This is a genomic window from Streptomyces sp. NPDC058008 (genome assembly GCF_042886395.1).
Classification (GTDB): Bacteria; Actinomycetota; Actinomycetes; order Streptomycetales; family Streptomycetaceae; genus Streptomyces.
The window spans coordinates 94077-116003 of sequence record NZ_JBHVQX010000007.1 but is presented as its reverse complement, the minus strand read 5'-3'; the positions used below and the strand labels follow the sequence as shown (position 1 = coordinate 116003).

Annotated in this window: 17 protein-coding genes; 9 read left to right on the top strand and 8 right to left on the bottom strand. The window is 71.7% G+C overall.

The features are described from left to right. Positions 1-10: 10 nt before the first annotated feature. From ACFVS9_RS09260 to ACFVS9_RS09235, 6 genes are all read right to left on the bottom strand, one after another. Positions 11-1222 carry an acyltransferase gene (locus tag ACFVS9_RS09260; protein ID WP_383113499.1) on the bottom strand — a complete coding sequence of 404 codons (1212 nt, stop codon included), beginning with the start codon at positions 1220-1222 and terminating at the stop codon, positions 11-13. After that, positions 1219-2262: an alpha/beta hydrolase gene (locus ACFVS9_RS09255; protein WP_389931300.1), complete on the bottom strand. Its 1044-nt coding sequence runs from the start codon at positions 2260-2262 to the stop codon at positions 1219-1221. The genes ACFVS9_RS09260 and ACFVS9_RS09255 overlap by 4 nt, the downstream gene beginning before the upstream one ends. Before the next feature lie 174 nt (positions 2263-2436). After that, a complete protein-coding gene (locus tag ACFVS9_RS09250; RefSeq protein ID WP_389931200.1) occupies positions 2437-3117 on the bottom strand; it encodes a response regulator in 681 nt (226 codons plus the stop codon). Further along, on the bottom strand, positions 3114-4460 hold the full coding sequence (locus ACFVS9_RS09245; protein ID WP_389931198.1) for a sensor histidine kinase: 1347 nt from the start codon (positions 4458-4460) through the stop codon (positions 3114-3116). Before ACFVS9_RS09245 ends, ACFVS9_RS09250 begins: the two co-directional genes overlap by 4 nt. A 128-nt stretch (positions 4461-4588) precedes the next feature. Continuing rightward, complete coding sequence (locus ACFVS9_RS09240; RefSeq protein ID WP_383113496.1) at positions 4589-5515, bottom strand: DUF4429 domain-containing protein; 927 nt, start codon at positions 5513-5515, stop codon at positions 4589-4591. Between the two features lie 108 nt (positions 5516-5623). Further along, positions 5624-6835, bottom strand: coding sequence for an alpha/beta hydrolase (locus ACFVS9_RS09235; RefSeq protein WP_383113495.1), 1212 nt, complete (start codon positions 6833-6835; stop codon positions 5624-5626). Between the two features lie 1293 nt (positions 6836-8128). Here ACFVS9_RS09235 and ACFVS9_RS09230 point away from each other — a divergent pair. After that, positions 8129-8557: a peptidase inhibitor family I36 protein gene (locus ACFVS9_RS09230; protein WP_383113493.1), complete on the top strand. Its 429-nt coding sequence runs from the start codon at positions 8129-8131 to the stop codon at positions 8555-8557. A gap of 68 nt (positions 8558-8625) precedes the next feature. On the opposite strand, the gene aceE is transcribed toward ACFVS9_RS09230, so the two are convergent. Then, complete coding sequence (gene aceE, locus ACFVS9_RS09225) at positions 8626-11367, bottom strand: pyruvate dehydrogenase (acetyl-transferring), homodimeric type (RefSeq protein WP_389931195.1); 2742 nt, start codon at positions 11365-11367, stop codon at positions 8626-8628. 481 nt (positions 11368-11848) lie between these two features. Between aceE and ACFVS9_RS09220 the strand changes: the two genes are divergently transcribed. The 6 genes from ACFVS9_RS09220 to ACFVS9_RS09195 all read left to right on the top strand — a co-directional run bounded on the left by ACFVS9_RS09220 (position 11849) and on the right by ACFVS9_RS09195 (position 16537). Further along, positions 11849-12286: a DUF3052 domain-containing protein gene (locus ACFVS9_RS09220; protein WP_267077945.1), complete on the top strand. Its 438-nt coding sequence runs from the start codon at positions 11849-11851 to the stop codon at positions 12284-12286. A 165-nt stretch (positions 12287-12451) separates the two neighbouring features. After that, positions 12452-12910: a peroxiredoxin gene (locus tag ACFVS9_RS09215; RefSeq protein ID WP_383113491.1), complete on the top strand. Its 459-nt coding sequence runs from the start codon at positions 12452-12454 to the stop codon at positions 12908-12910. Positions 12911-13166: 256 nt separating this feature from the next. After that, the gene (locus ACFVS9_RS09210) at positions 13167-13742 is read left to right on the top strand and encodes a TerD family protein (RefSeq protein WP_099172391.1); all 576 of its coding nucleotides are present in this window, start codon (positions 13167-13169) and stop codon (positions 13740-13742) included. Positions 13743-13842: 100 nt separating this feature from the next. Then, positions 13843-14418: a TerD family protein gene (locus ACFVS9_RS09205; RefSeq protein ID WP_145763295.1), complete on the top strand. Its 576-nt coding sequence runs from the start codon at positions 13843-13845 to the stop codon at positions 14416-14418. Between the two features lie 70 nt (positions 14419-14488). Then, positions 14489-15637, top strand: a complete 1149-nt coding sequence (locus ACFVS9_RS09200; RefSeq protein ID WP_383113490.1) for a DUF475 domain-containing protein — start codon at positions 14489-14491, stop codon at positions 15635-15637. Between the two features lie 165 nt (positions 15638-15802). Then, on the top strand, positions 15803-16537 hold the full coding sequence (locus ACFVS9_RS09195) for a Tellurium resistance (RefSeq protein WP_383113489.1): 735 nt from the start codon (positions 15803-15805) through the stop codon (positions 16535-16537). A gap of 36 nt (positions 16538-16573) precedes the next feature. Here ACFVS9_RS09195 and ACFVS9_RS09190 read toward each other — a convergent pair whose 3' ends face one another. Beyond that, positions 16574-17443: a TerD family protein gene (locus ACFVS9_RS09190; RefSeq protein WP_383113488.1), complete on the bottom strand. Its 870-nt coding sequence runs from the start codon at positions 17441-17443 to the stop codon at positions 16574-16576. 211 nt (positions 17444-17654) lie between these two features. On the opposite strand from ACFVS9_RS09190, the gene ACFVS9_RS09185 reads away from it, so the two are divergent. Together ACFVS9_RS09185 and ACFVS9_RS09180 are read left to right on the top strand one after the other, a co-directional pair. Further along, a complete protein-coding gene (locus ACFVS9_RS09185; RefSeq protein ID WP_389931192.1) occupies positions 17655-18815 on the top strand; it encodes an HpcH/HpaI aldolase/citrate lyase family protein in 1161 nt (386 codons plus the stop codon). 162 nt (positions 18816-18977) lie between these two features. Continuing rightward, complete coding sequence (locus ACFVS9_RS09180) at positions 18978-21833, top strand: phosphoribosyltransferase domain-containing protein (RefSeq protein ID WP_389931299.1); 2856 nt, start codon at positions 18978-18980, stop codon at positions 21831-21833. Positions 21834-21927 lie beyond the last annotated feature (94 nt).

Here is a 21927-nt window from a genome sequence, read left to right as displayed (position 1 = left end):
CGGGTCCCCTTCACGCCGGCCGGAGCGCGAAGACCGCGAAGCCCGCCGCCAGCAGCCCGGCCGCGGCCCGCCGGACGGTCCCGGCCCGGCCGCCCGAGGCGTCCCAGGGCTCCTCGAACCGGCGGGCGTACCGGGAGAGGAGGACGAGCAGGGCGGCGAACAGCGGCATCCAGGCCGGCCGGGCCAGGACCCAGGCGGCCGAGTCCGGGGCCGTCGTCAGCCCGGGCACGGCTCCGGCGAAGGAGGCCGGGACCGCCGCGGCCAGCATCGCCGTCTGGTGCCAGCACAGGATCGTCATCGCCGACAGGTTGACCACCACCACGGGCGCCCACAGCGCGGGGCGGCGCAGCGCCCGGCCGATCCGGCCGTGCAGCAGGACCGCCGCCCCGCTCTGCGCGGAGGCGAGGGCCAGGACCAGGAGCGACGGCGGATGCGAGTTGGTCCGCGCTTCACCCGGTACGCCGACCATCGACGCCGGGTAGTGGAGGACGAGCAGCAGCACGGCGAACAGGGCCGTACCCCCGGTGAGCAGGAGCCACCCCCCGCGCCGGGAGAGGCGGCCCCGGCCCCAGCAGACGCCGAGCTGGTACGCGAAGAGCCAGCCGGGAAGGATGTTCAGCAGGCCGGTCCAGGACGGCACGGCGTCCGCGTACGGCCCGTAGCGCAGGAGGTCGACCGCGGCGACCGAGCCGATCAGCGGTGCCGCGGCCCAGCCCCCGAGCCGCCCGGACACCCGCACGCAGTACGGCGTGAGCGCCGTGACCACGGCGTACACCCCGACGAACCAGAGCGGCTGGATCACCAGCTTCGCGCCCGTACGCAGGGTGTCCTCGGGCACCCCGGCGGCGTACAGCACCGGGAGTGCCAGCGCCCAGACGGCGGTCACGCCGAGCACCGGCCTGCCCAGTCTGACCATCCGGCCGCGCAGCCACGCCCCGGTGGTGGACGGCCTGCGCAGGTAGGAGAGGACGGAGGCGTAGCCGCCGACCAGGAAGAAGACCCCCAGCATCTGGAGCACCCAGCTCACCGGGGAGAACACGGCGAACGTGGAGAGCGGGCTGGCGTTGTGCAGGGCGCCGTCGGCGTCCCGTGTGAATCCGCCGAGCAGCCAGTGCCCGGCGGGTACGGCCAGCAGCGCGAGGGCCCGCAGCCCGTCGACCGCGCGGTCGCGGTGGGCGGGAGTGCCCGCGTCGATGCGGGACACGGTCTGCCGCACGCTCACCGGGAGACCCCCTCGGCGATGGCGGCGAAGGCCCGGAGCGAGTCCGTGCCGGGAGCGAAGTACCCGGTGTGGCCCCGGGCGTCCCGGGCCGGCACATGGCGCGCCCCGAAGCTCTCGCCGGCCGGGTCCGCACCGTGCCCGAGGCCCGCCACCTGGATGTTCGGCACGTCGTCGATCCAGTCGGTGCCGTCCTTCGCCGCCCACACCCGTGCCCGGGTGTGCAGGCCCTCCACGTCGTCGGCGCGCATCCCGGGGGAGCCGAGCACGACCAGGTCGGTGGCGCCGAGCCCCGAGGCGGCGAGCCCGCAGACCACCGAGCCGTAGCTGTGGCAGAACACGACGGGCGCGGGCAGACCGTCGGCCGCCAGTCCCGCGGTGAACCGGGTCAGCCGCCCGGCCCCCGCCTCGGCCAGAGCGCCGGTCGCCGCGTCCAGGCCGAGACCGACCGGGGTGGTGTAACCGGCCCAGGCGATCACCGCGCTTCCCGGGCCCGTCCGCGCGTACAGGGACCTCGCCATGCCCGCCGGAGTGCCGTACACGTCGCCGCGCCGGTCGAAGGTCCCGGCGTCGATGTCCGACCCGGGTACGACGACGGACACGTGGCGGGCCGAGCGCAGGTCCCCGAAGACCTCGGCCACCTGGCCCCGGCCGCGCGGATCGAACGCCAGGATCTGCCGGCCGGGTGCGGCGAGACCCGCGTACCGGGGGTCGTCGGAGGCCCGCAGGGCACGGGCGTTGGCACGGTAGCGGAGCTCCAGGGGCGCCCCGTCGAGATTGCCGACGACCGACGGATGCCGCTCCAGCAGCACCTGCCGCTCGCCGTCGCCCAACCCGGCGAAGAACACCCGCACCTGATGCGGCGTCGCACCGCCGGGGTCGGGCAGCGTCCGCCCCAGCACCCCGTCGGCCCGCCACGAGGCGCTGCCGGGCGGCGGCCCCGTCACCGCCCGCTGGGTGGTCCCCGACGCCCAGCCGGCCGTCCCCGCCACCCCTGCGGCCGCCAGTGCGACCGCGGCCAGCGTCCTCGCGAATCGGCGCATCATGCCCTCCCCGTACGGTGTGCGCACACCGCTCGGTGTGCCGGGGAGGACGGTAGGAGGACGACGGGTGACGAAGCGTCACCCCGGGGGGCCAACTGCCCGGTGCTACCGGGGTAGGGGGTGTACGGGGGGAGAGCCCCACCCCGCCGGGGGTGCCACCGGGAGGGGGAGGGGCTACGCGTCCCCCGGAGCCACCAGCCCCGACTCGTACGCGAAGATCACCGCCTGCGCCCGGTCCCGGAGCCCGAGCTTGGCCAGCACCCTGCCGATGTGGGTCTTCACCGTCTGCTCCGCCAGCACCAGCCGCGCCGCGATCTCTTGGTTCGACAGGCCCCGGGCGATGAGCTCCAGCACCTCCGTCTCCCGTGGTGTCAGACCGTTCAGCCGCAGCGCCGGACCGCCGGACGGGGCCGCCGGCCGCTGCCGCGCGAAGTCCGCGATGAGCCGCCGGGTCACGGACGGCGCGAGCAGCGCGTCCCCCGCCGCGACGACCCGCACCGCGGAGATCAGGTCCGCCGGCGGGGCGTCCTTCAGCAGGAACCCGGACGCCCCGGCGCGCAGCGCCTCGTAGACGTAGTCGTCCACGTCGAACGTGGTGAGCATCAGGACCTTCGGCCGGTGGTCGACACCCGCCGGCGGGGTCAACAGCTCGCGGGCGGCGGCCAGTCCGTCCATCTCCGGCATCCGGACGTCCATCAGGACCACGTCCGGGCGCACCGCCCTGCCGACCTCGACGCCCCGGCGCCCGTCCGGGGCCTCGCCCACCACGTCGATGTCGCTCTGCGCCGCCAGGAGCGCGGCGAACCCGGCCCGCACCATGGCCTGGTCGTCGACGATGATCACGCGGATGGTCACGGTTCCTCCGGGGTCACGGACGCGGGGGGCTGGGGCGGCGGCAGCGGGAGCCGCGCGGCCACCCGGAAACCCCCGTCCGGCAGCGGACCGGTGTCGAGCGTGCCGCCGGTCAACCGTACGCGTTCCCGCATGCCGACCAGCCCGTGTCCCGTCCCCGACGCCTCCAGGGGCGAACCCGGCTCCCGCGCCCTGCCGTTGACGACCAGCACCGTCAGCCGGCCCTCGCGCGCCGTGACCGAGACCTGGGTCCGCGCCCCCGGCGCGTGCCGGACGACATTGGCCAGGGCCTCCTGCACGATGCGGTACGCCGACAGGTCCACCGCCTGCGGTACGCCGCCCCGCTCCACCGCCTCGACCACGTCCGCCGCCAGCGACAGCTCCGCCGGAAGCCCCGCCCGCACGGTCGCCTCCACCAGTTGCTGCACCCGGCCGAGGCCGGGCTGCGGGGCGAGCTCGCCCCGGCTGCCGTCACTGCGGAGCACCGACAGCAGCCGGCGCATCTCGGCCAGCGACTCCCGGGCGCCCGCCGCGATCGACGCGAACTCCGCCCGTGCCTCCTCGGACAGCCCGGCGATCCGGTACGGGGCCGAGTCGGCCTGCACCGTGATCACCGACATGTGGTGGGCGACCACGTCGTGGAGCTCACGGGCGATGCGGGTGCGTTCCTCCAGCAGCGTCCGCTGCGCCCGCTCCGCCTCGCTGATCGTCTCCTGCTCGGCGAGCCGGCGCTGGGCCTCGCCCCGCTCGCGTACCGCCGCCCCGATCACCAGCACCACCCCGCCGAGGACGAACAGCAGGAGCTCGCCGCCCTCGCCGTGCGCGGGCGCTACCAGGTGCAGCAGGAGCCCGGCCGCTCCCGTCGCGAGCCAGACGCCGATCACGGTCCGCCGGCTCTCCCGCAGTCCGAGGGCCAGCAGCACGAAGAGGTAGCCGATGACGGCCGGCGGGGTCCACGGCCAGACGAGGCCCGGCCGCACGCCGTCCTCCAGCTGCACCAGCGCGCCCACGATGTCGGCGGTGAAGATGATCCACCAGGCCTGTAGCGGCCGGTGCGCCAGCATCAGCAGGGGCGCGGCCTGCCCGACGGCCAGAGCTCCGGCCAGCGCGCCGGGCACCCCGTAGTCGCCGCTCAGTACCTGGATCGTGACCGGGATGAAGACGCTTGCCAGGGCGAGCACCACGGCGTACGGCAGCAGTCTCAGCCAGCGCCGCGGGGAACCGGCGAACAGCGGGGTCGGCGGATGGGACGGGTGGGACAGCCCGTGGGCCAGCTCGCGCAGATTGCGGAGGGCGGCGCTCAGCGGGCCGTCGGCGGGCGGAGGCCCGGAGGGGGATGCGGACATGATCGGGTCAGAGTAGGCGCGGAGGATGCCGGTCGGCGTCATACCGGAGGGTGGAACGGCGGTGCCCGGACCCGTACCGGGGTAGGGGGCCCGAGGCCGTGCCCGGTCCCGCCGGAACGCCCACCGTCCTACAGCTCCGCGAGGAGCTCCGCCTTCTTCGCGCTGTACTCCGCGTCCGTCACCAGACCCGCCTGGTGCAGGTCCCCGAGGTGGCGGATCCGTTCGGCGATGTCCGCGGGGTCGCGGCGGGCGCCGCCCACCGGGACGGGAGCGGTCGCGACCGGCACCGACTGCGTGCGGCGCACGGACTCCAGCACCGCCGCGGCGAAGGGCAGCGACTCGTGCACCGGCCCGTACCCCAGGCCGAACACGACCGCCGCGGGGTCCTGGTCCGGCTCTATCCGCCCCGCGGACGGGCGGCCCGCGCCGGGAACCGGTTCAGGACCGGGGCCGTCCGCCTCCGAGCCCGCCACCGCGCCACGCGGCACCAGCCGGAGGTAGCCCTCGAAGGCCTCGGGTGAACGCCACTCGATCCCGCCCAGCTCCGCCACCGGGAACGACTGGTCGCCCGCCTTCCACTTGGCGCTCGACGCGCCCGTCCAGAACCACCGGAAGGAGACCAGCGTCCCGTCGAAGCCTGCCCGGCCGTCGTACGCCTTGAAGTGCATCGGTGCCTCGGGGGCCGTCACCAGGAAGCGCTCGGCGGGATGCGGCGCCTCGGGGCCGAGCACGGCGCGCAGCTCGTCGGCGTAGTACTCGGCGAGCGTCTCGCGTTCGGCGGGCAGCACCAGGCGGTACGGGTCGCTGCTCTCCTTGAGCTGCCCGGCCGCGGCCTCCAGCAGCGGATCGGCGCCCGGTCTCGGCACCGCGCGCAGCACCACCGTGCCCCGCTTGCCCTGGGTCAGCGTCACCGACGACAGCGCCGCGTACGGAATACGGCGCTCACCCAGGCTCTGGAAGAGCCTCGGTGAGCGGATTCCCCCTCCGAAGCGGATGAGCACGGAGTCGGTGTCGAACTCCCAGGTGGCATGAATTCCGGCCAGCACATCACCCATGTGCCTCATCGTATGTGGCACGGGCCCGCACGTCCCCCTTCTGGGACAGGCGAAATCGGGCAGGCCATTCGCCGCTCTCCACCGGCGTCGGACATCCTTCTACGCGCGTCAGGCCCCCGACCCGCCGGAAATCTCCCGGTGGCACGTGTTGTCGGAGCCCGCGCAGCTGACCGAGTCGTACGCCCCCACGCCGATCGCGGCGAAGTTGCTGAGGCTCTCGGTGCCCGGCTCGAAATAGCCGCTGTGCCCGACCGCGCCGTTCGCCGACACGATCCGTGCCCCGAAGGCCGGGTCGACCGGATCGGCGCCGTGCCCGAGCCCGCCGACCGCCATGTTCGGGACGTCCTCGATCCAGTCGTCGCCGTCCCGCATCGCCCACACCCTGGCCCGGGTGTGCAGGGCTCCGGCGTTGTCCGCCCGCATCCCGGGACTGCCCGCGACCGCGATGTCGGACACCCTGGACGGCAGCTCGTGCGCCGCCACCCCGCAGAGCACCGAGCCGTAGCTGTGGCAGAACAGCGAGACGTCCGACGTGCCGGGCAGCGCCCTCACGAGGGCGTCGAGCCGCAGCGCGCCCTCCGAGGCGAGCCCGCCCAGCGCGGCGTCCATACCGATCCCGACGGGCGCGGTGTAGTCGGCCCACGCGATGACCGCCGTGTGCGAGGAGGGACTCGCCGAGCGCTCGGCACCGTACAGCGAACGGGCCATGCCGACGGGCGCCGCGTTCTCCTTGACGCCGCTGCGCTCCAGCGTCAGGAGATTCGTGTCGACGCCCGGCACGACGACCGAGACCCGCTCGGCCCGGTCGAGATCGCCGAAGACCTCGGCGGCCCGGCCGCGCCCCGAGGGGTCGAAGGCGAGGATCTGCCGGTCACCGGCGAGCAGGGAGCGGAAGCGCTCCAGTCGGAGCACGGCCTGCCGCCGCCCGTCCGGGGAGAGCCGCGTGTCCAGCGTCCGCTGTTCCTCGGCCGCTTCCGCCTGCTCCAGCGCGTCCCGGTTGGCCCGGTAGCGCAGGGCGACCGGCGCACCGTTCAGATTCCCCACCACCAGCGGGTACTTGTCGGCCAGGGCGACCTGCTGACCCGTGGTGAGGGTCGCGAAGAACGTGCTCAGCCGGTACGCCGGCGCGCCCACGTCCGGGAGGGCGTGACCGGCTATCCGGTCCTTCGCCCAGGAAGCGAGCGCGAGCTCGCGCGGCGTGGTGGAGTGCTGATGACGCACGGCGGTCCATCCGGTGGTCGCCAGCATCACGAACACGACCGCGACGGCGAGCAGCGCGCGCCAGGCGGTGAGCGTGGGGGATGAATCGAAGGAAGTCACTGCGCCCCACCCTAGGAGACGCCCACGTGCCGTCGTCGCAGGGGTGACACGGATCACCCGGCTGCGGGGAATCGGCCGTCCGTCCTCCACGCTCCGTGTGCGCAGGGTCCACACTCCGGCGCCCCTGCGGGCTGCCGTCCGCTCGAATCGGCCTGCGGCGCCGGGGGATTGTGAGTTCGGCCATGCGCGGGCGATGAGGGGTGCGGCACACCTGTGCGGTTCACGTAAGGGCGTGCCTGGGCGGCCCGCCGCATCCCGGGGGCGCAGGTCGGGGCCGGTCCGGGCGGAGTTCGGCCGGCTTCCCCCGGCCTTCCGCTCCCGCGCCCTGCCGCTCGCCCCGCTTCCGTGCGGCCGCCCGCGTCGCCCCGGGGAGCGCGGCGGCGGACGCCCGTGGGCGCGGATCCCTCTCGGCGCCCGTGCTCCTCACGCTCCGCTACCGGTGGAGCGGCCTGCCATGCCGGGTCGACGCCGTGCCGCAGGGCCTGACCCGGGCCGGTCATTCGGTGGGCCCACGCCCGGAGTTCGGGCGTAATGTTCGCTTTTTCTCTTTTGCTCGTACTGGTCGTGCGTGCCCCATATGCCCAGCGGGTCCGGGGGCCATGCCTCGAAAGGGGCTTCCGTGGCGGGGTGTTGACGCGCCTCCGCGAGGAAGCGCGCGTCCGGTGCCTCCTGGACCGGGAGGGCGACGGGTTCTGGAGCTCCGGAGCGACGGCCGCCTTGTTCGCGGAACGGCGGACAGGAAGGCGTGCGGCGGACCTCGACGGCATCGGGAGCGTCGGCAGCACCGGCAGCACCGGCAGCACCGGCAGCACCGGCGGCATCGGCGGTCCCGCCGGCTGCCTTTCCGGCCGTGCTCCTGTGTGGTGAAGGGCCTGGGGGTACACCGCCGGACAACGCCGCGGCGCTCACGGGCGCCACCGGCTGTCGCTACGAGGATCACGGGCGCCGCCGATGACACGTTCGTGTCGGGCGGGAGCTCCGCCCTCCTGGCCGTGGGGATCGTCGTGGTGGCCGCGGTTTTCGCCGCCACGTCCACCGGGCGTGGCGCGAACGCCGAGGCGGGGACGGGTGCGGGCGGCATCCGTCCCCCCGGCCGGTGCCCGGCAGGACCCGGGTGCCGGGCGGCAGCGGACGTCAACACAGCACGTGCGACAGCCCCGCCGGACGCCTCCGGCGGGGCTGTCGCCTATCAGGGTGGTCCGCCGGCCGACCCCTTCCCGGCCCGTCCTTCCGCAGGTCAGAGTGCGGACATGCGGGCCGTCCGGCTCGCTCGACCAACGGGGGTTGATCCACATGCGCACCACCTTCCTCGCCGCCGCCCTGGCGGCCACCGCACTCGTCCCGGTCACGGCCCTGTCCTCGGACGCCGCCCCGGCCGCCCACCACGCGTCCGCCGGTCAGGAACGCACCCGCAACGCGCCGCTCGCCTCCCCGGCAGGGCTCGCGCCGTGCGGCGCTGGCCAGCTCTGCCTCTGGGCGAAGCCCGACTTCACCGGAGCCAAGCAGGCCCACGAACTGTCCACCGTCGACATCGAGAGCTGCGTCCCGCTTCCCGCCGGAAGCAGCGCCCAGGCGCTCGTCAACCGCACCGGGCGCCCGGTCACCACGTTCCAGTCGGCCGAGTGCGCCGAGACGGGAGAGTTCGAGACGTACCCGGGCGGCGGCACCTGGGTGCCCAGGTCGCCGTACACGGTGAGGGCCTTCAAGATCTGGGAGAACTGAGCGGCGGCGGGACGCCGGAGGGCGGCGGACCCGGGGTCCGCCGCCCTCCGGCCGGAACCGTGTGTTCCCTACGCGTCGCCGCCGGCCGGGCCGGGGCCCGCGGCCGCCACGTCCAGCAGTTCGTACCGGTCGAGCGCCGTCTTCAGCGCAGAACGGTCGATCTTGCCTTCCTTCGCCAGCTCGGTCAGCACCGCCAGCACGATCGACTGCGCGTCGATGTGGAAGAAGCGGCGGGCCGCACCCCGGGTGTCGGCGAAGCCGAAGCCGTCCGCGCCCAGCGACTGGTACGTGCCGGGCACCCAGCGCGCGATCTGGTCGGGTACCGAGCGCATCCAGTCCGAGACCGCCACGAACGGGCCCTCGGAGCCGGAGAGCTTCTCCGTCACATAGGGAACGCGCTGCTCCTCCTCCGGGTGGAGCAGGTTGTGGCGCTCCACCTCCACGGCCTCGCGGCGCAGCTCGTTCCAGGAGGTCGCCGACCAGACGTCCGCCTTCACGTTCCACTCGTCGGCGAGGATCCGCTGGGCCTCGACCGCCCACGGGACCGCCACACCGGACGCCAGGATCTGGGCCGGGATCTGCCCCTTGTCGCCGGCGCGGTAGCGGTGCACGCCCTTGAGGATGCCCTCGACGTCCACGTCGGCGGGCTCGGCCGGGTGCTGGATCGGCTCGTTGTAGACCGTGAGGTAGTAGAAGACGTCCTCGTTCTCGTCGGGCGCCCCGCCGTACATCCGGCGCAGCCCGTCCTGCACGATGTGCGCGATCTCGTAGCCGAACGCCGGGTCGTAGGACACACAGGCCGGGTTCGTCGAGGCGAGGAGCTGCGAGTGGCCGTCGGCGTGCTGGAGGCCCTCACCGGTCAGGGTCGTGCGTCCGGCCGTCGCGCCCAGCACGAAGCCGCGCGAGAGCTGGTCGGCCATCTGCCAGAACTGGTCACCGGTGCGCTGGAAACCGAACATCGAGTAGAAGACGTACACCGGGATCAGCGGCTCGCCGTGCGTGGCGTACGCCGACCCGGCGGCGATCAGCGAGGCGGTGCAGCCGGCCTCGGAGATGCCGTCGTGCAGCATCTGCCCGGTCGGCGACTCCTTGTACGCGAGGAGGAGCTCGCGGTCCACGGACTCGTACTGCTGGCCGAGCGGGTTGTAGATCTTCGCGCTCGGGAAGAAGGCGTCCATGCCGAAGGTGCGGTACTCATCGGGCGCGATCAGCACGAAACGCTTGCCGATCTCCTTGTCCCGCATGAGTTCCTTCAGGACGCGGACGAACGCCATGGTCGTGGCGATCGACTGCTGACCCGAACCCTTCTTCGCGGTCGCGTACGCCTTCTCGTCGGGGAGGGGCAGCGCCTTCGCCCGCACCACGCGGGTCGGGACGTAACCGCCGAGACCCTGGCGGCGGTCGTGCATGTACTGGATCTCTTCCGAGTCGCGGCCCGGGTGGTAGTACGGCGGGTTGCCGTCCTCCAGCTGCTTGTCCGCGATCGGGATGTGCAGCCGGTCACGGAAGCGCTTGAGGTCCTCGGCCGTGAGCTTCTTCATCTGGTGGGTCGCGTTGCGGCCCTCGAAGTTCGGACCCAGCGTCCAGCCCTTGACCGTCTGCGCCAGGATCACGGTCGGCTGGCCCTTGTGGGCCTTGGCCGCCGCGTACGCCGCGTAGACCTTGCGGTGGTCGTGGCCGCCGCGCCCGAGGTGCAGGATCTGCTGGTCGGACATGTCCTTGACCATCTCGCGCAGCCGCGGGTCGTCACCGAAGAAGTGCTCGCGGATGTACGCCCCGGTCTCGGTGGCGTACGTCTGGAACTGTCCGTCCGGGGTCGTGTTCAGCTTGTTGACCAGGATGCCCGTGCGGTCCTGCGCCAGCAGCGGGTCCCAGCTGCGGTCCCAGACCAGCTTGATCACGTTCCAGCCGGCGCCGCGGAACTGCGACTCCAGCTCCTGGATGATCTTGCCGTTGCCGCGCACGGGGCCGTCGAGGCGCTGAAGGTTGCAGTTCACCACGAAGGTGAGGTTGTCCAGGCCCTCGCGGGCGGCGATGGAGAGCTGGCCGAGCGACTCGGGCTCGTCCATCTCGCCGTCGCCGAGGTAGGCCCAGACGTGCGACGCGGAGGTGTCGGCGATGCCGCGCGCCTCCATGTAGCGGTTCATCCGCGCCTGGTAGATCGCGCCGAGCGGGCCGAGGCCCATCGAGACCGTCGGGAACTCCCAGAAGTCCGGCATCGACCGCGGGTGCGGATAGCTGGACAGCGCGTGGCCGGCCTTCGACTTCTCCTGGCGGAAGCCGTCGAGCTGCGCCTCGCTCAGCCGGTCCAGCAGGAACGCGCGGGCGTAGATGCCCGGGGACGCGTGCCCCTGGAAGAAGATCTGGTCGCCGCCCCGGCCGTCGTCCTTGCCCCGGAAGAAGTGGTTGAAGCCGACGTCGTACAGCGAGGCGGAGGAGGCGAAGGTGGCGATGTGACCGCCGACACCGATCCCGGGACGCTGGGCGCGGGAGACCATCACCGCGGCGTTCCACCGGGTCGCGTTGAGGACCCTGCGCTCGATCTCCTCGTCGCCGGGGAAGAACGGCTCGTCCTTCGTGGCGATCGTGTTGACGTAGTCCGTGCTGCGCATCTCGGGAACGGCCACGCGCTTCTCCCGCGCCCGCTCGATGAGCCGGAGCATGAGATAGCGGGCCCGCTCACGGCCGCGCTCGTCGACGGCGGCGTCGAGGGAGTCGAGCCATTCCTGGGTCTCTTCGGGATCGAAGTCCGGGACCTGACTCGGAAGGCCGCCAATGATGATCGGGTTGCGATCGGATGCGGAAGCCACGCTGTTCCCTCGCTGTTCGGTAGTGCTCTTCGAGGCCTGGTCGCGGGGAACGTACCCCCGGAGTGCCCGCTCTACGCCGCCTCCATCGTGTACCGCGAGGATCTAAACGTCATCTCTACTGTGGGGTAACACAAGGTTCCCGGACGCCGTGTCCGGGCACGAGTACCAGCAGCGCGGGGGCGGCCCCGCCCAAACCGCAACCATACGCCCGACCCGGTCAAGCGTTCCCAAAGGCCGTTCGAATCCGAATGGCGGAGCGAAACGGCATAAGCTGAGGAAGGACGCAAAGGGTCCGGACCCCATTTCCGGCCCCGCAGGAGACATGCCGGATGTTGCGGCGACGTGGCAGGGAACGTCACCGTTTAGGCGGTCTCGGACGCCGGGTACTTGCGCGATTCGCCGAGCCCGTGTGGACTACGGCCAATGCCCCGCGCACGCGCGTGGCTGAAGCATTTTCCGAAACATGATCAGGAGGCAACCCGTGAGCGCGACCGCGGACCACGCGGAGGAACGGACCAACACGGCCGTCAGGCTTGGGTTCGAACCCGGACAGGTGGTCCAGGAGATCGGCTACGACGACGACGTCGAGCAGGAGCTCCGTGAGGGCATTGAGGCCACAATCGGCCAGGATCTCGTCGACGAGGACTACGACGACGTCGCTGACGTCGTCCTGCTCTGGTTCCGTGACGAGGACGGCGACCTTACGGACGCGCTGGTGGATGCCATTGGTCTGATCGAGGACGGCGGGGCGGTCTGGCTGCTGACGCCCAAGACCGGCCGAGACGGATACGTCGAGCCGAGCGACATCAACGAGGCTGCCCAGACAGCTGGTCTTGCCCAGACCAAGAGCATCAACGCGGGCAAGGACTGGACGGGCAGCCGTCTGGTCACCCCCAAGGGGGCCAAGGCCAAGCGCTGAGCTCTTTCCCCACCACCGAGGCCCCCGACGGCAGCACGCCGCCGGGGGCCTTCGTACGCGCCGCCGCGGGGCGCCCGGGATCCGCGGGGGCCGCTGCGTAGGGTGGGTGTCACCCGGACGGCCCAGGCCGGGCACGTGTGACGCTGGTGAAGGGATGAGGTTTACATGGCGATCGAGGTCGGCACGCAGGCTCCGGATTTCGAGCTGAAGGACAACCACGGGCGGACGGTGAAGCTCTCCGACTTCCGCGGTGAGAAGAACGTGGTGCTGCTCTTCTACCCCTTCGCCTTCACCGGCGTCTGCACGGGCGAGCTCTGCGCGCTCCGCGACGAGCTGCCGAAGTTCGAGAACGAGGAGACCCAGCTGCTGGCCGTCTCCAACGACTCCATCCACACCCTGCGCGTCTTCGCCGAGCAGGAGGGCTTGGAGTACCCGCTGCTCTCGGACTTCTGGCCGCACGGGGAGGCCTCGCGGGCGTACGGCGTCTTCGACGAGGACAAGGGCTGCGCGGTGCGCGGCACCTTCATCATCGACAAGGAGGGCGTGGTCCGCTGGACCGTCGTCAACGGTCTGCCGGACGCGCGTGACCTGAACGACTACGTCAAGGCGCTCGACTCGATCTGATCCGGCGGAGGCGGCGGACCGGACTCCTCCGGTTTCCGGGAGGGGCCCCGGGGCAGGAGCCGTCCGGCGGTCCTGGCCGGTGATGGAAGGGGCCCGGGGGGTCTCGACCGGCCGGATCCGGGTATCTCCTCGCCGCCACCGGCCAAAAGCCTGTTTTGACCGGGAACCGGTCACTAGGATCCAGACGTTGATCCTATGCCAACGCACGACGGGGGCGCTGGTGTCTGCCGGCCCTCTCAAAACTTTTGGAGGACTCGTGGGAGTCAGCCTCAGCAAGGGCGGCAACGTCTCGCTGACCAAGGCCGCGCCGAACCTGACCGCGGTCATCGTGGGTCTGGGCTGGGATGCCCGTACGACCACCGGCGGTGACTTCGACCTCGACGCCAGCGCTCTGCTGACCAACGCCGAGGGCAAGGTCGGCAGCGACGGGAATTTCGTCTTCTTCAACAACCTCAAGAGCCCCGACGGCTCGGTGGAGCACACCGGTGACAACCTCACCGGTGAGGGCGAGGGCGACGACGAGGTCATCAAGGTGAACCTGGCCGGGGTCCCGGCCGATGTCGACAAGATCGTCTTCCCGGTCTCGATCTACGAGGCCGAGAGCCGCCAGCAGAGCTTCGGCCAGGTGCGCAACGCCTACATCCGCGTGGTGAACGAGGCGGACAACAGCGAGCTGGCGCGCTACGACCTCAGCGAGGACGCCTCGACCGAGACCGCCATGGTCTTCGGTGAGCTCTACCGCAACGGCGCGGAGTGGAAGTTCCGTGCCATCGGCCAGGGGTACGCCTCGGGTCTGCGCGGCATCGCGCAGGACTTCGGCGTCAACGTCTGAGCCGGTCCGGAGGATCCTCCGGACAGCTTCAGCTCCACCGCGTCCGTCAGGCGCCCGTGCCGGGCCGGAAGACCGTCCAACGACTCGGGGAGGACACACCATGGGCGTCACGCTCGCCAAGGGAGGCAACGTCTCCCTCTCCAAGGCCGCACCCAACCTCACTCAGGTGCTGGTCGGGCTCGGCTGGGACGCACGATCCACGACGGGAGCCGACTTCGACCTCGACGCCAGCGCGCTGCTGTGCCAGTCGGGCCGGGTCCTCGGCGACGAGTGGTTCGTGTTCTACAACAACCTCACCAGCCCCGACGGTTCCGTCGAGCACACCGGTGACAACCTCACGGGGGAGGGCGAGGGCGACGACGAGTCCGTCATCGTGAACCTCACCCAGGTGCCGGCGCACTGCGACAAGATCGTTTTTCCGGTCTCGATCCATGAAGCCGACAATCGCGGGCAGACCTTCGGGCAGGTCAGTAATGCCTTCATCCGCGTGGTGAACCAGGCGGACGGTCAGGAACTCGCGCGTTACGACCTCAGTGAGGACGCCTCGACGGAGACGGCGATGATCTTCGGCGAGCTCTACCGCTATGGCGGGGAGTGGAAATTCCGTGCAGTCGGACAGGGGTACGCGTCGGGGCTCCGTGGCATCGCTCTAGACTTCGGGGTCAACGTTTCGTAAAGCCGCGCACGGCGCGGGGGAGCCCCGTACTCACCGGGGGAGACCCGTTACATACACGATGGGGTAGCCAGTGCTTCTGAAAACCTTCGGCTGGTCGTTCGCGGTCACCGCGCTCGGCCTGGTCGCAGCGGTGTTCTACGGGGGGTGGCAGGCATTCGGCATCGTCGCGATCCTGTCGGTCCTCGAGATCTCGCTGTCCTTCGACAACGCGGTGATCAACGCCGGAATCCTGAAGAAGATGAACGCCTTCTGGCAGAAGATCTTCCTCACCGTCGGTGTGCTCATCGCCGTCTTCGGCATGCGGCTGGTCTTCCCCGTCGTGATCGTCGCCATCAGCGCCCAGCTGGGGCCGATCGAGGCCATCGACCTCTCGTTCAACGACCCTGACAGGTACAAGGAACTGGTGACGGACGCCCATCCGTCGATCGCCGCCTTCGGTGGGATGTTCCTGCTCATGATCTTCCTCGACTTCATCTTCGAGGAGCGTGACATCCAGTGGCTGCGCTGGATCGAGCGTCCGCTCGCCAAGCTCGGCAAGATCGACATGCTGTCGGTCTGCGTCGCGCTGATCGTCCTGCTGGTCTCCGCGCTCACGTTCGCGACCCACGCCCACCAGCACGGTGGCGGGCACGCCGACAAGGCGTCCACCGTCATGCTCTCCGGTATCGCGGGTCTGATCACCTACCTCGTGGTCGGCGGACTCTCCGGATTCTTCGAGAACAAGCTCGAAGAGGAGGAGGAGCGCGAGCAGGAGGCCGAGGAAGAGGCCAGGAAGTCCGGGAAGCCGGTCTCCGCCGTGGCGCTCGCGGGCAAGGCCGCGTTCTTCATGTTCCTCTACCTCGAAGTCCTCGACGCGTCCTTCTCGTTCGACGGCGTCATCGGCGCCTTCGCCATCACCAACGAGATCGTCCTGATGGCCCTCGGTCTCGGCATCGGTGCCATGTACGTCCGTTCGCTCACCGTGTACCTGGTCCGTCAGGGCACGCTGGACGACTACGTCTACCTGGAGCACGGCGCGCACTACGCGATCGGCGCCCTGTCGGTCATCCTGCTGGTCACCATCCAGTTCCAGATCAACGAGATCATCACCGGTCTCGTGGGAGTCGTGCTGATCGGCCTCTCCTTCTGGTCCTCGGTGCGGCGCAACAAGGCGTTGGAGGCGGCCGGCGACGGCGGTGGCGGCTCCGATTCCAAGGCGGAAGTCTCCTCCGGGGTGTGACCCGGTAAGGAATGAGGAACGCTCTCTCTGCGGGGCGGCCCATGGCGGCGGTACTCCGGGAACACCCGGGCCTCCGGCTCTGTGGCCGCCCCGCAGTGGCGTGCGGGGCGTGTGGGGCCGCTGCTGGTATCCGGCGCGGTACCACCTAGACATATGGGGGTTGGGATGGCCTTCTGGGACGGCCTGTTTCCAGGGCGGGCGTCGCAGTTCGAGTCGGGTAACTCCGTCACGAACTCGATCGTGCTCTCCAAGCGCAATGCCACGATCTCGCTGAACAAGCAGGGCGCCCTGTCGGGCAACCTGCGCGTCAACCTGTCGTGGCGCATGCGGACGTCGGACTTCGGCGGCCGGTCGGGGCAGAGCGGCCGGCTGCTGCGTCCGCTGAAGCTCTTCAAGCCGGAAGTCGTCCAGGCGCACACCCAGGGCATGGTCAACGTCGACCTGGACCTGGGCTGCATGTACGAACTGGCGGACGGGACGAAGGGGGTGGTGCAGCCCCTGGGCAACCTCATAGGCGACCTGAACGCCGCACCGTACATCAGGCTCAGCGGGGACGACCGCTTCGGGGCACCGTCGGGCGAGACCGTCTACGTGAACCTCGACAAGCGCGACGAGATCAAGCGCCTGCTGTTCTTCGTGTACATCTACGACCAGACGCCGGCCTTCGACCGCACGCACGCGAAGGTGACGCTCTACCCGGGCAACGGCCCGCGCATCGAGATCGAGCTCGACGAACGGGCCCCGCAGGCCCGCTCCTGCGCGGTGTTCACGGTGGAGAACCTCAAGGGCGAGCTGATCGTGCGCCGTGAGGTGAAGTTCGTGTACGGCTTCCAGTCGGAGCTGGACCGGATGTACGGCTTCGGGATGCAGTGGGGGCGCGGCTACAAGACGCGGGCCTGAATGGACACCGCGGCGGACGGCCGCGCCCCGGGTTCACTACCTGAGGAACTGCGGGCCCTGCGGGGGCAGCACGAAGTTCGGGTCGGCGGCGTGGGCCGCCGCGGGAGCGGGCTGCGGGTAGCCGTACGCCGGCTGCGCGGCGGGCTGTGGATACCCGTAGGCGGGCTGGGGGGCCGTGGTGGGCGGCTGGGGGTAGCCGTAGGCCGGCTGCGGCGCGGCGGACGGCTGCGGGTAGCCGTAGGCGGGCTGCTGGTGCTGGACCGTGGCCTGGGAGTCCGGCGAGGGCGCGGTGGCCTCCGGCACGGACGGGGAAGCCGCGGAGGTCTCGGACGAGCCGGGCTCGGAGGCCGCCTCCGCCTCGTCCACCGAGATCCCGAAGGCGGTGGCCAGGCCGACGAGGCCGGTCGGATACCCCTGCCCCACCGCCCGGAACTTCCAGCCGTCCCCCCGCCGGTACAGCTCGCCGCAGATCACGGCGGTCTCCTCACCTGTCTCCGGCCGCACGTCGAAGACCGCGAGCGGCTCACCGTCGGAGGACGCCGCGTCGTACAGCGATATGCGCAGGTCCGCCACGCGCTCGAACGCCGCCTCGTCGCAGGACGCGGCGATGACCACCTGGTCCACCGAGGGGTCGAGGGCGGAGAGGTCCGCCTCGATCGTGTCCGTGAGGCCTTCGGGGACACTGCGCTTGGGCAGCCGCCGCACGAGGCCCGACGGGTGCCGCGGCTGGTTGTAGAAGACGAAGTCCTCGTCGGAACGCACCCGCCCGGACGGGTCGATCAGCAGGGCGGAGGCATCCACGTCCGGAACCCCGGGACCCGGGGTCCACCGCAGCACGGCCCGTACGGCCGTGGCGTCGAGAGGGACGTTCGAGCCCTTCAGCATCGCGTGCGTCATGGCGGTCATCCTGCCTGCTGGTGGGGCGCCCGGACAACGCGGGGGTACGGACCAGTAGGCCAGGCCCTGTTCGCGGGGACCTCTCAGGCGCGCCGCGCGGGGTGTGAGATACACCGGGGACACCCGAAGTTCATACGGTCGGGGAACCGAGGACACCTGCTCGAACGTACTATTACCGGCCATGCGTTTGGCCGTCTCTATGACAGTACGGGGGAATCACATGCGTCATTTCGGGCATATCTCGCCCGCTGTCCGGGAGGGGCTGTTCTTCAGCGGACCGTGCGAATTCGACGCGGGTTCCTCCCCCGATCTGCTGAGCGTGGCCCTGGGGGCCACGCTCTACAGCCCCGCGACCCGGCCCCGGCTGGCCGACGACGTGATCAAGCAGGCGGGGCGCGGGGTGGTCTCCATGGTCCTCTGCCTGGAGGATTCCATCGACGACGCCGAAGTGGTCGGCGCCGAGGCGAACCTGGTCCGGCAGTTCGCCGATCTGGAGGCCCGCGAAGCGGACGGGCCCCTCCTCTTCATCAGGGTCCGGGAGCCCGAGCAGATCTCCGATCTCGTACGGCGGCTGGGAAGCTCCGCCCGACTGTTGTCCGGATTCGTACTTCCGAAATTCACGGAAGAGCGGGGAGAGCACTTTCTGGAGGCTCTCACCGCGGCCGAAGCGGAAAGCGGACACCGGCTGTTCGCCATGCCCGTCCTCGAATCACCCGAGCTCCTGCACCTGGAGACCAGGGCCGAGACCCTCCAGGGAATCGCGCGCACCGTCGACAAGTACCGCGAGCGTGTCCTGGCGCTGCGGCTCGGCGTCACCGACTTCTGCTCCGCCTACGGCCTGCGCCGTGCCCCCGACATGACCGCGTACGACGTCCAGATCGTGGGCGCCGTCATCGGCGACGTCGTGAACGTGCTGGGCCGGGCGGACGGCACCGGATTCACGATCACCGGGCCCGTGTGGGAGTACTTCCGCCTCCAGGAACGCATGTTCAAGCCCCAGCTGCGCCGCAGCCCCTTCATGGGGCGGGCCGAGGAGCTGCGCACCACCCTCATCGAGCACGACCTCGACGGGCTGCTGCGCGAGATCGACCTCGACCGGGCCAACGGGCTGCTCGGCAAGACCTGCATCCACCCGTCCCACGTCCTGCCGGTGCACGCGCTGTCGGTCGTCAGCCACGAGGAGTACAGCGACGCGCAGGACATCCTGCGGCCCGAACGGGACGGCGGCGGGGTGCTGCGCTCGGCGTACACGAACAAGATGAACGAGGTGAAGCCGCACCGTGCCTGGGCCGAGCGCACCCTGCGGCGGGCCGAGGTCTTCGGTGTGGCCCGCGAGGACGTGGGCTTCGTGGAGCTGCTCGCAGCCGGCGTGGCGGACTGAGCGCGGACGTGGGCGCGCGGGCACGGGCGGACAGGGCGGACACGTCGGACAGGGCGGAGACTTGGGCGCGGACGCGGTGGTCGGCCCGGGCGGCCGTCGGTGAACGCGGCCGGGACATGAACGCGGCCGGGACGTGAGCGTGGTCGGGACATGAGCGCGGACATGGGTGGACGCGGGCTGGTGCACGGGTGTGTACGGGAAGAAGAGGCAGTGGACGTGGAGTGGTCGGGTAACTGGGTCGCCGGTCGGCTCGGGGTCGAGCTCGTCGGTGACGGGGAACTGCGGGAGCTGCTGGGGCTCGCCCTGCGCCGCAACCCGAAGCGGGCCCATCTTCTGGTGTCGAACGTCCTGGGCAAGCACGTGCCGCAGCGGCCGTCCGTCGTGCACGGCGCCGGCTTCGAGCTCGGTGAACGGGTGCGGAACCTGCTGGGGGAGGCGGAGGCCCGGCGCGCGGTCGTCCTCGGCTACGCGGAGACGGCCACGGGCCTCGGCCACGCCGTCGCGGACGGGCTGGGCGTGGCCCCGTACCTCCACTCGACCCGGCGCCCCGTCGACGGGGTCGCGCAGGCGGGCGGCTTCGAGGAGGCGCACTCGCACGCCACCTCCCATCTGCTGCTGCCGGAGGATCCGGACCTCCTGACCGCCGGTGCCGAGGGCTCGCCGCTGGTCCTGGTCGACGACGAGTTCTCCACCGGCAACACCGTGCTCAACACGATCCGGGCGCTCCACGCGCGCTACCCCCGGAACCGGTACGTCATCGTCGCCCTGGTGGACATGCGGTCCGAGGCCGACCAGGGGCGGCTCGCGGAGTTCGCCGAGGAGATCGGCGCCCGCGTGGACCTCGTGGTCCGGGCCCGTGGCACCGTGCTGCTGCCCGAGGGAGTCCTGGAGAAGGGCCGGCGCCTGGTCGCCGCCCACGAGTCCGGTCACGCGGACGGCGCGGGCCGTGCGGGCGAGGCGCTCACTGCGGGCGGCCCGGGTGGTGGGGACCGCGCCGGCCGTGAGTGTGGCCCGGGCGGCGGGGGTCCTGCGGGTGGTGCGGACGCCGCGGGCGTCGGGGGCCGCCCCACGGCGGGCCCTTCCGCGCCGCGGCCCCTCCCCGTCCCCGTACGCGTCGCGCTCGACTGGCCGGCCGGTGTGCCCGACGGGGGACGCCACGGCTTCACCCCGGCCCACCGCGCGGCCCTGGAAGCCGCCCTCCCGGCCATGGCGGGCCGCGTCGCCGATGCTCTGGGCGACGCGCGGCGGGTGCTCGTCCTCGGCTTCGAGGAGCTGATGTACGCGCCCCTGCGGCTGGCCACCGCCCTGGAGGACGCCGTCACGGCCGACGTGCGCTACTCGACCACCACCCGCTCACCCGTGCTCGCCGTCGACGACCCCGGCTACGCCATACGCAGCCGCCTCGTCTTCCCCGCCCACGACGACCCCGCCGACGGCCCGGGCGACCGGTACGCGTACAACGTGGCGGGCGCGGGGTTCGACGCCGTCGTCGCGGTCGTCGACTCCGCCGCCGACACCGCCGCACTGCACGGCCCCGACGGGCTGCTGGCCCGGCTCGCCGGCCACACCGACCGGGTCCTGCTCGCGGTCGTCCCGTCGTACGTCCCGGCCGGTGCCCGGCCGACCGGCGGCCGACCCTCGGACGCCCGGTCGTCGGGCGAGCTGTCGTCCGTCGCCGGACCGTCCGTCGCCCGGTCGTCGCACGTGTCCTCGTCCGCCACCCCGTCGTCCGGCGGGGCGTCGTCCGACGCCCCGGACCCCGTGCTGCCGACCGCTCCGGGAAGACGTCCCTCCACGGCCTCGGACCGGGGCCCCTCGCCGACCTCAGACAGGCAGGAAGCCGCCATGCTGCCCGAACCCCTCCGGGGCCCCGCCTTCTCCTCCTACGCGGCGGACGACGTCGGCTGGCTGCTCCAGGACCTCTCCGACACGCCGCTGGAAGCGCCCACCGAGGAACGCGAGGAGGCGATCCAGAGCGGGGGAGCGCACTACGCCGAATCGCTGCCCGTCGAGTACCAGCCCAGCCCCCGCTACCAGGAGCTGTTCAAGGCGGCCCTGGACACCTCTGCGGCCCGTATCGCCCGGGCCGTCGGCACGGTCACCGAGACCGTCCTCGCCGAACACCGGGGCTCCCGGCCCGGGGCGGGAGCGGGCACCGCCCGGCCCGTCCTGGTCTCCCTCGCCCGGGCCGGTACCCCCGTCGGGGTCCTCATGCGCCGTTGGGCCCTGCACCGGCACGGCCTCGACCTGCCGCACTACGCGGTGTCCATCGTGCGGGGCCGCGGCATCGACGCCAACGCCCTGCGCTGGCTGGCCGCCCACCACGACCCGGCGGACGTCGTCTTCGTCGACGGCTGGACGGGGAAGGGTGCCATCACACGCGAACTCGCAGCGGCGCTGAAGGAGTTCGGCGGGTTCAACCCGGAGATCGCCGTACTGGCCGACCCGGGAGGCTGCGTCCGGACGTACGGGACGCGCGAGGACTTCCTCATCCCGTCCGCCTGCCTCAACTCCACGGTGTCCGGGCTGATCTCCCGCACCGTACTGCGTGCCGACCTGGTCGGTCCGAACGACTTCCACGGGGCGAAGTTCTACCGCGAACTCGCCGAATCCGATGTCTCCGGCCTGTTCCTCGACACGGTGTCCGCGCGCTTCGACGAGGTCTCCGACGCCGTGGACGCCGAGGCGAAGGAGCTGCTCGCCGCGGACCGCGCCCCTACCTGGGAAGGGTGGGCCGCCGTCGAACGCATCAGTGAGGAGTACGGCATCCACGACGTGAACCTGGTCAAGCCGGGTGTCGGCGAGACGACCCGGGTCCTGCTGCGCCGCGTTCCGTGGAAGATCCTGGCCAAGCGGGGGGCAGGCGCCGACCTCGACCACGTACGCCTGCTCGCCGAGCAGCGCGGTGTCCCGGTCGAGGAGGTCGCGGAACTCCCGTACACCTGCGTCGGGTTGATCCACCCCAAGTACACGAGGGGCGCCACCGGTGCGGACGGCACGGCGGTGACGGCGAAGTGAGCGGAACCGCGAGCACGCCCGCGAACGCGCCCGAGCCCCCGGCCCCCCGGCCCGGCGCCGTGACCGCGCCGGGCCCCGTGACCGGCCCCCCGGG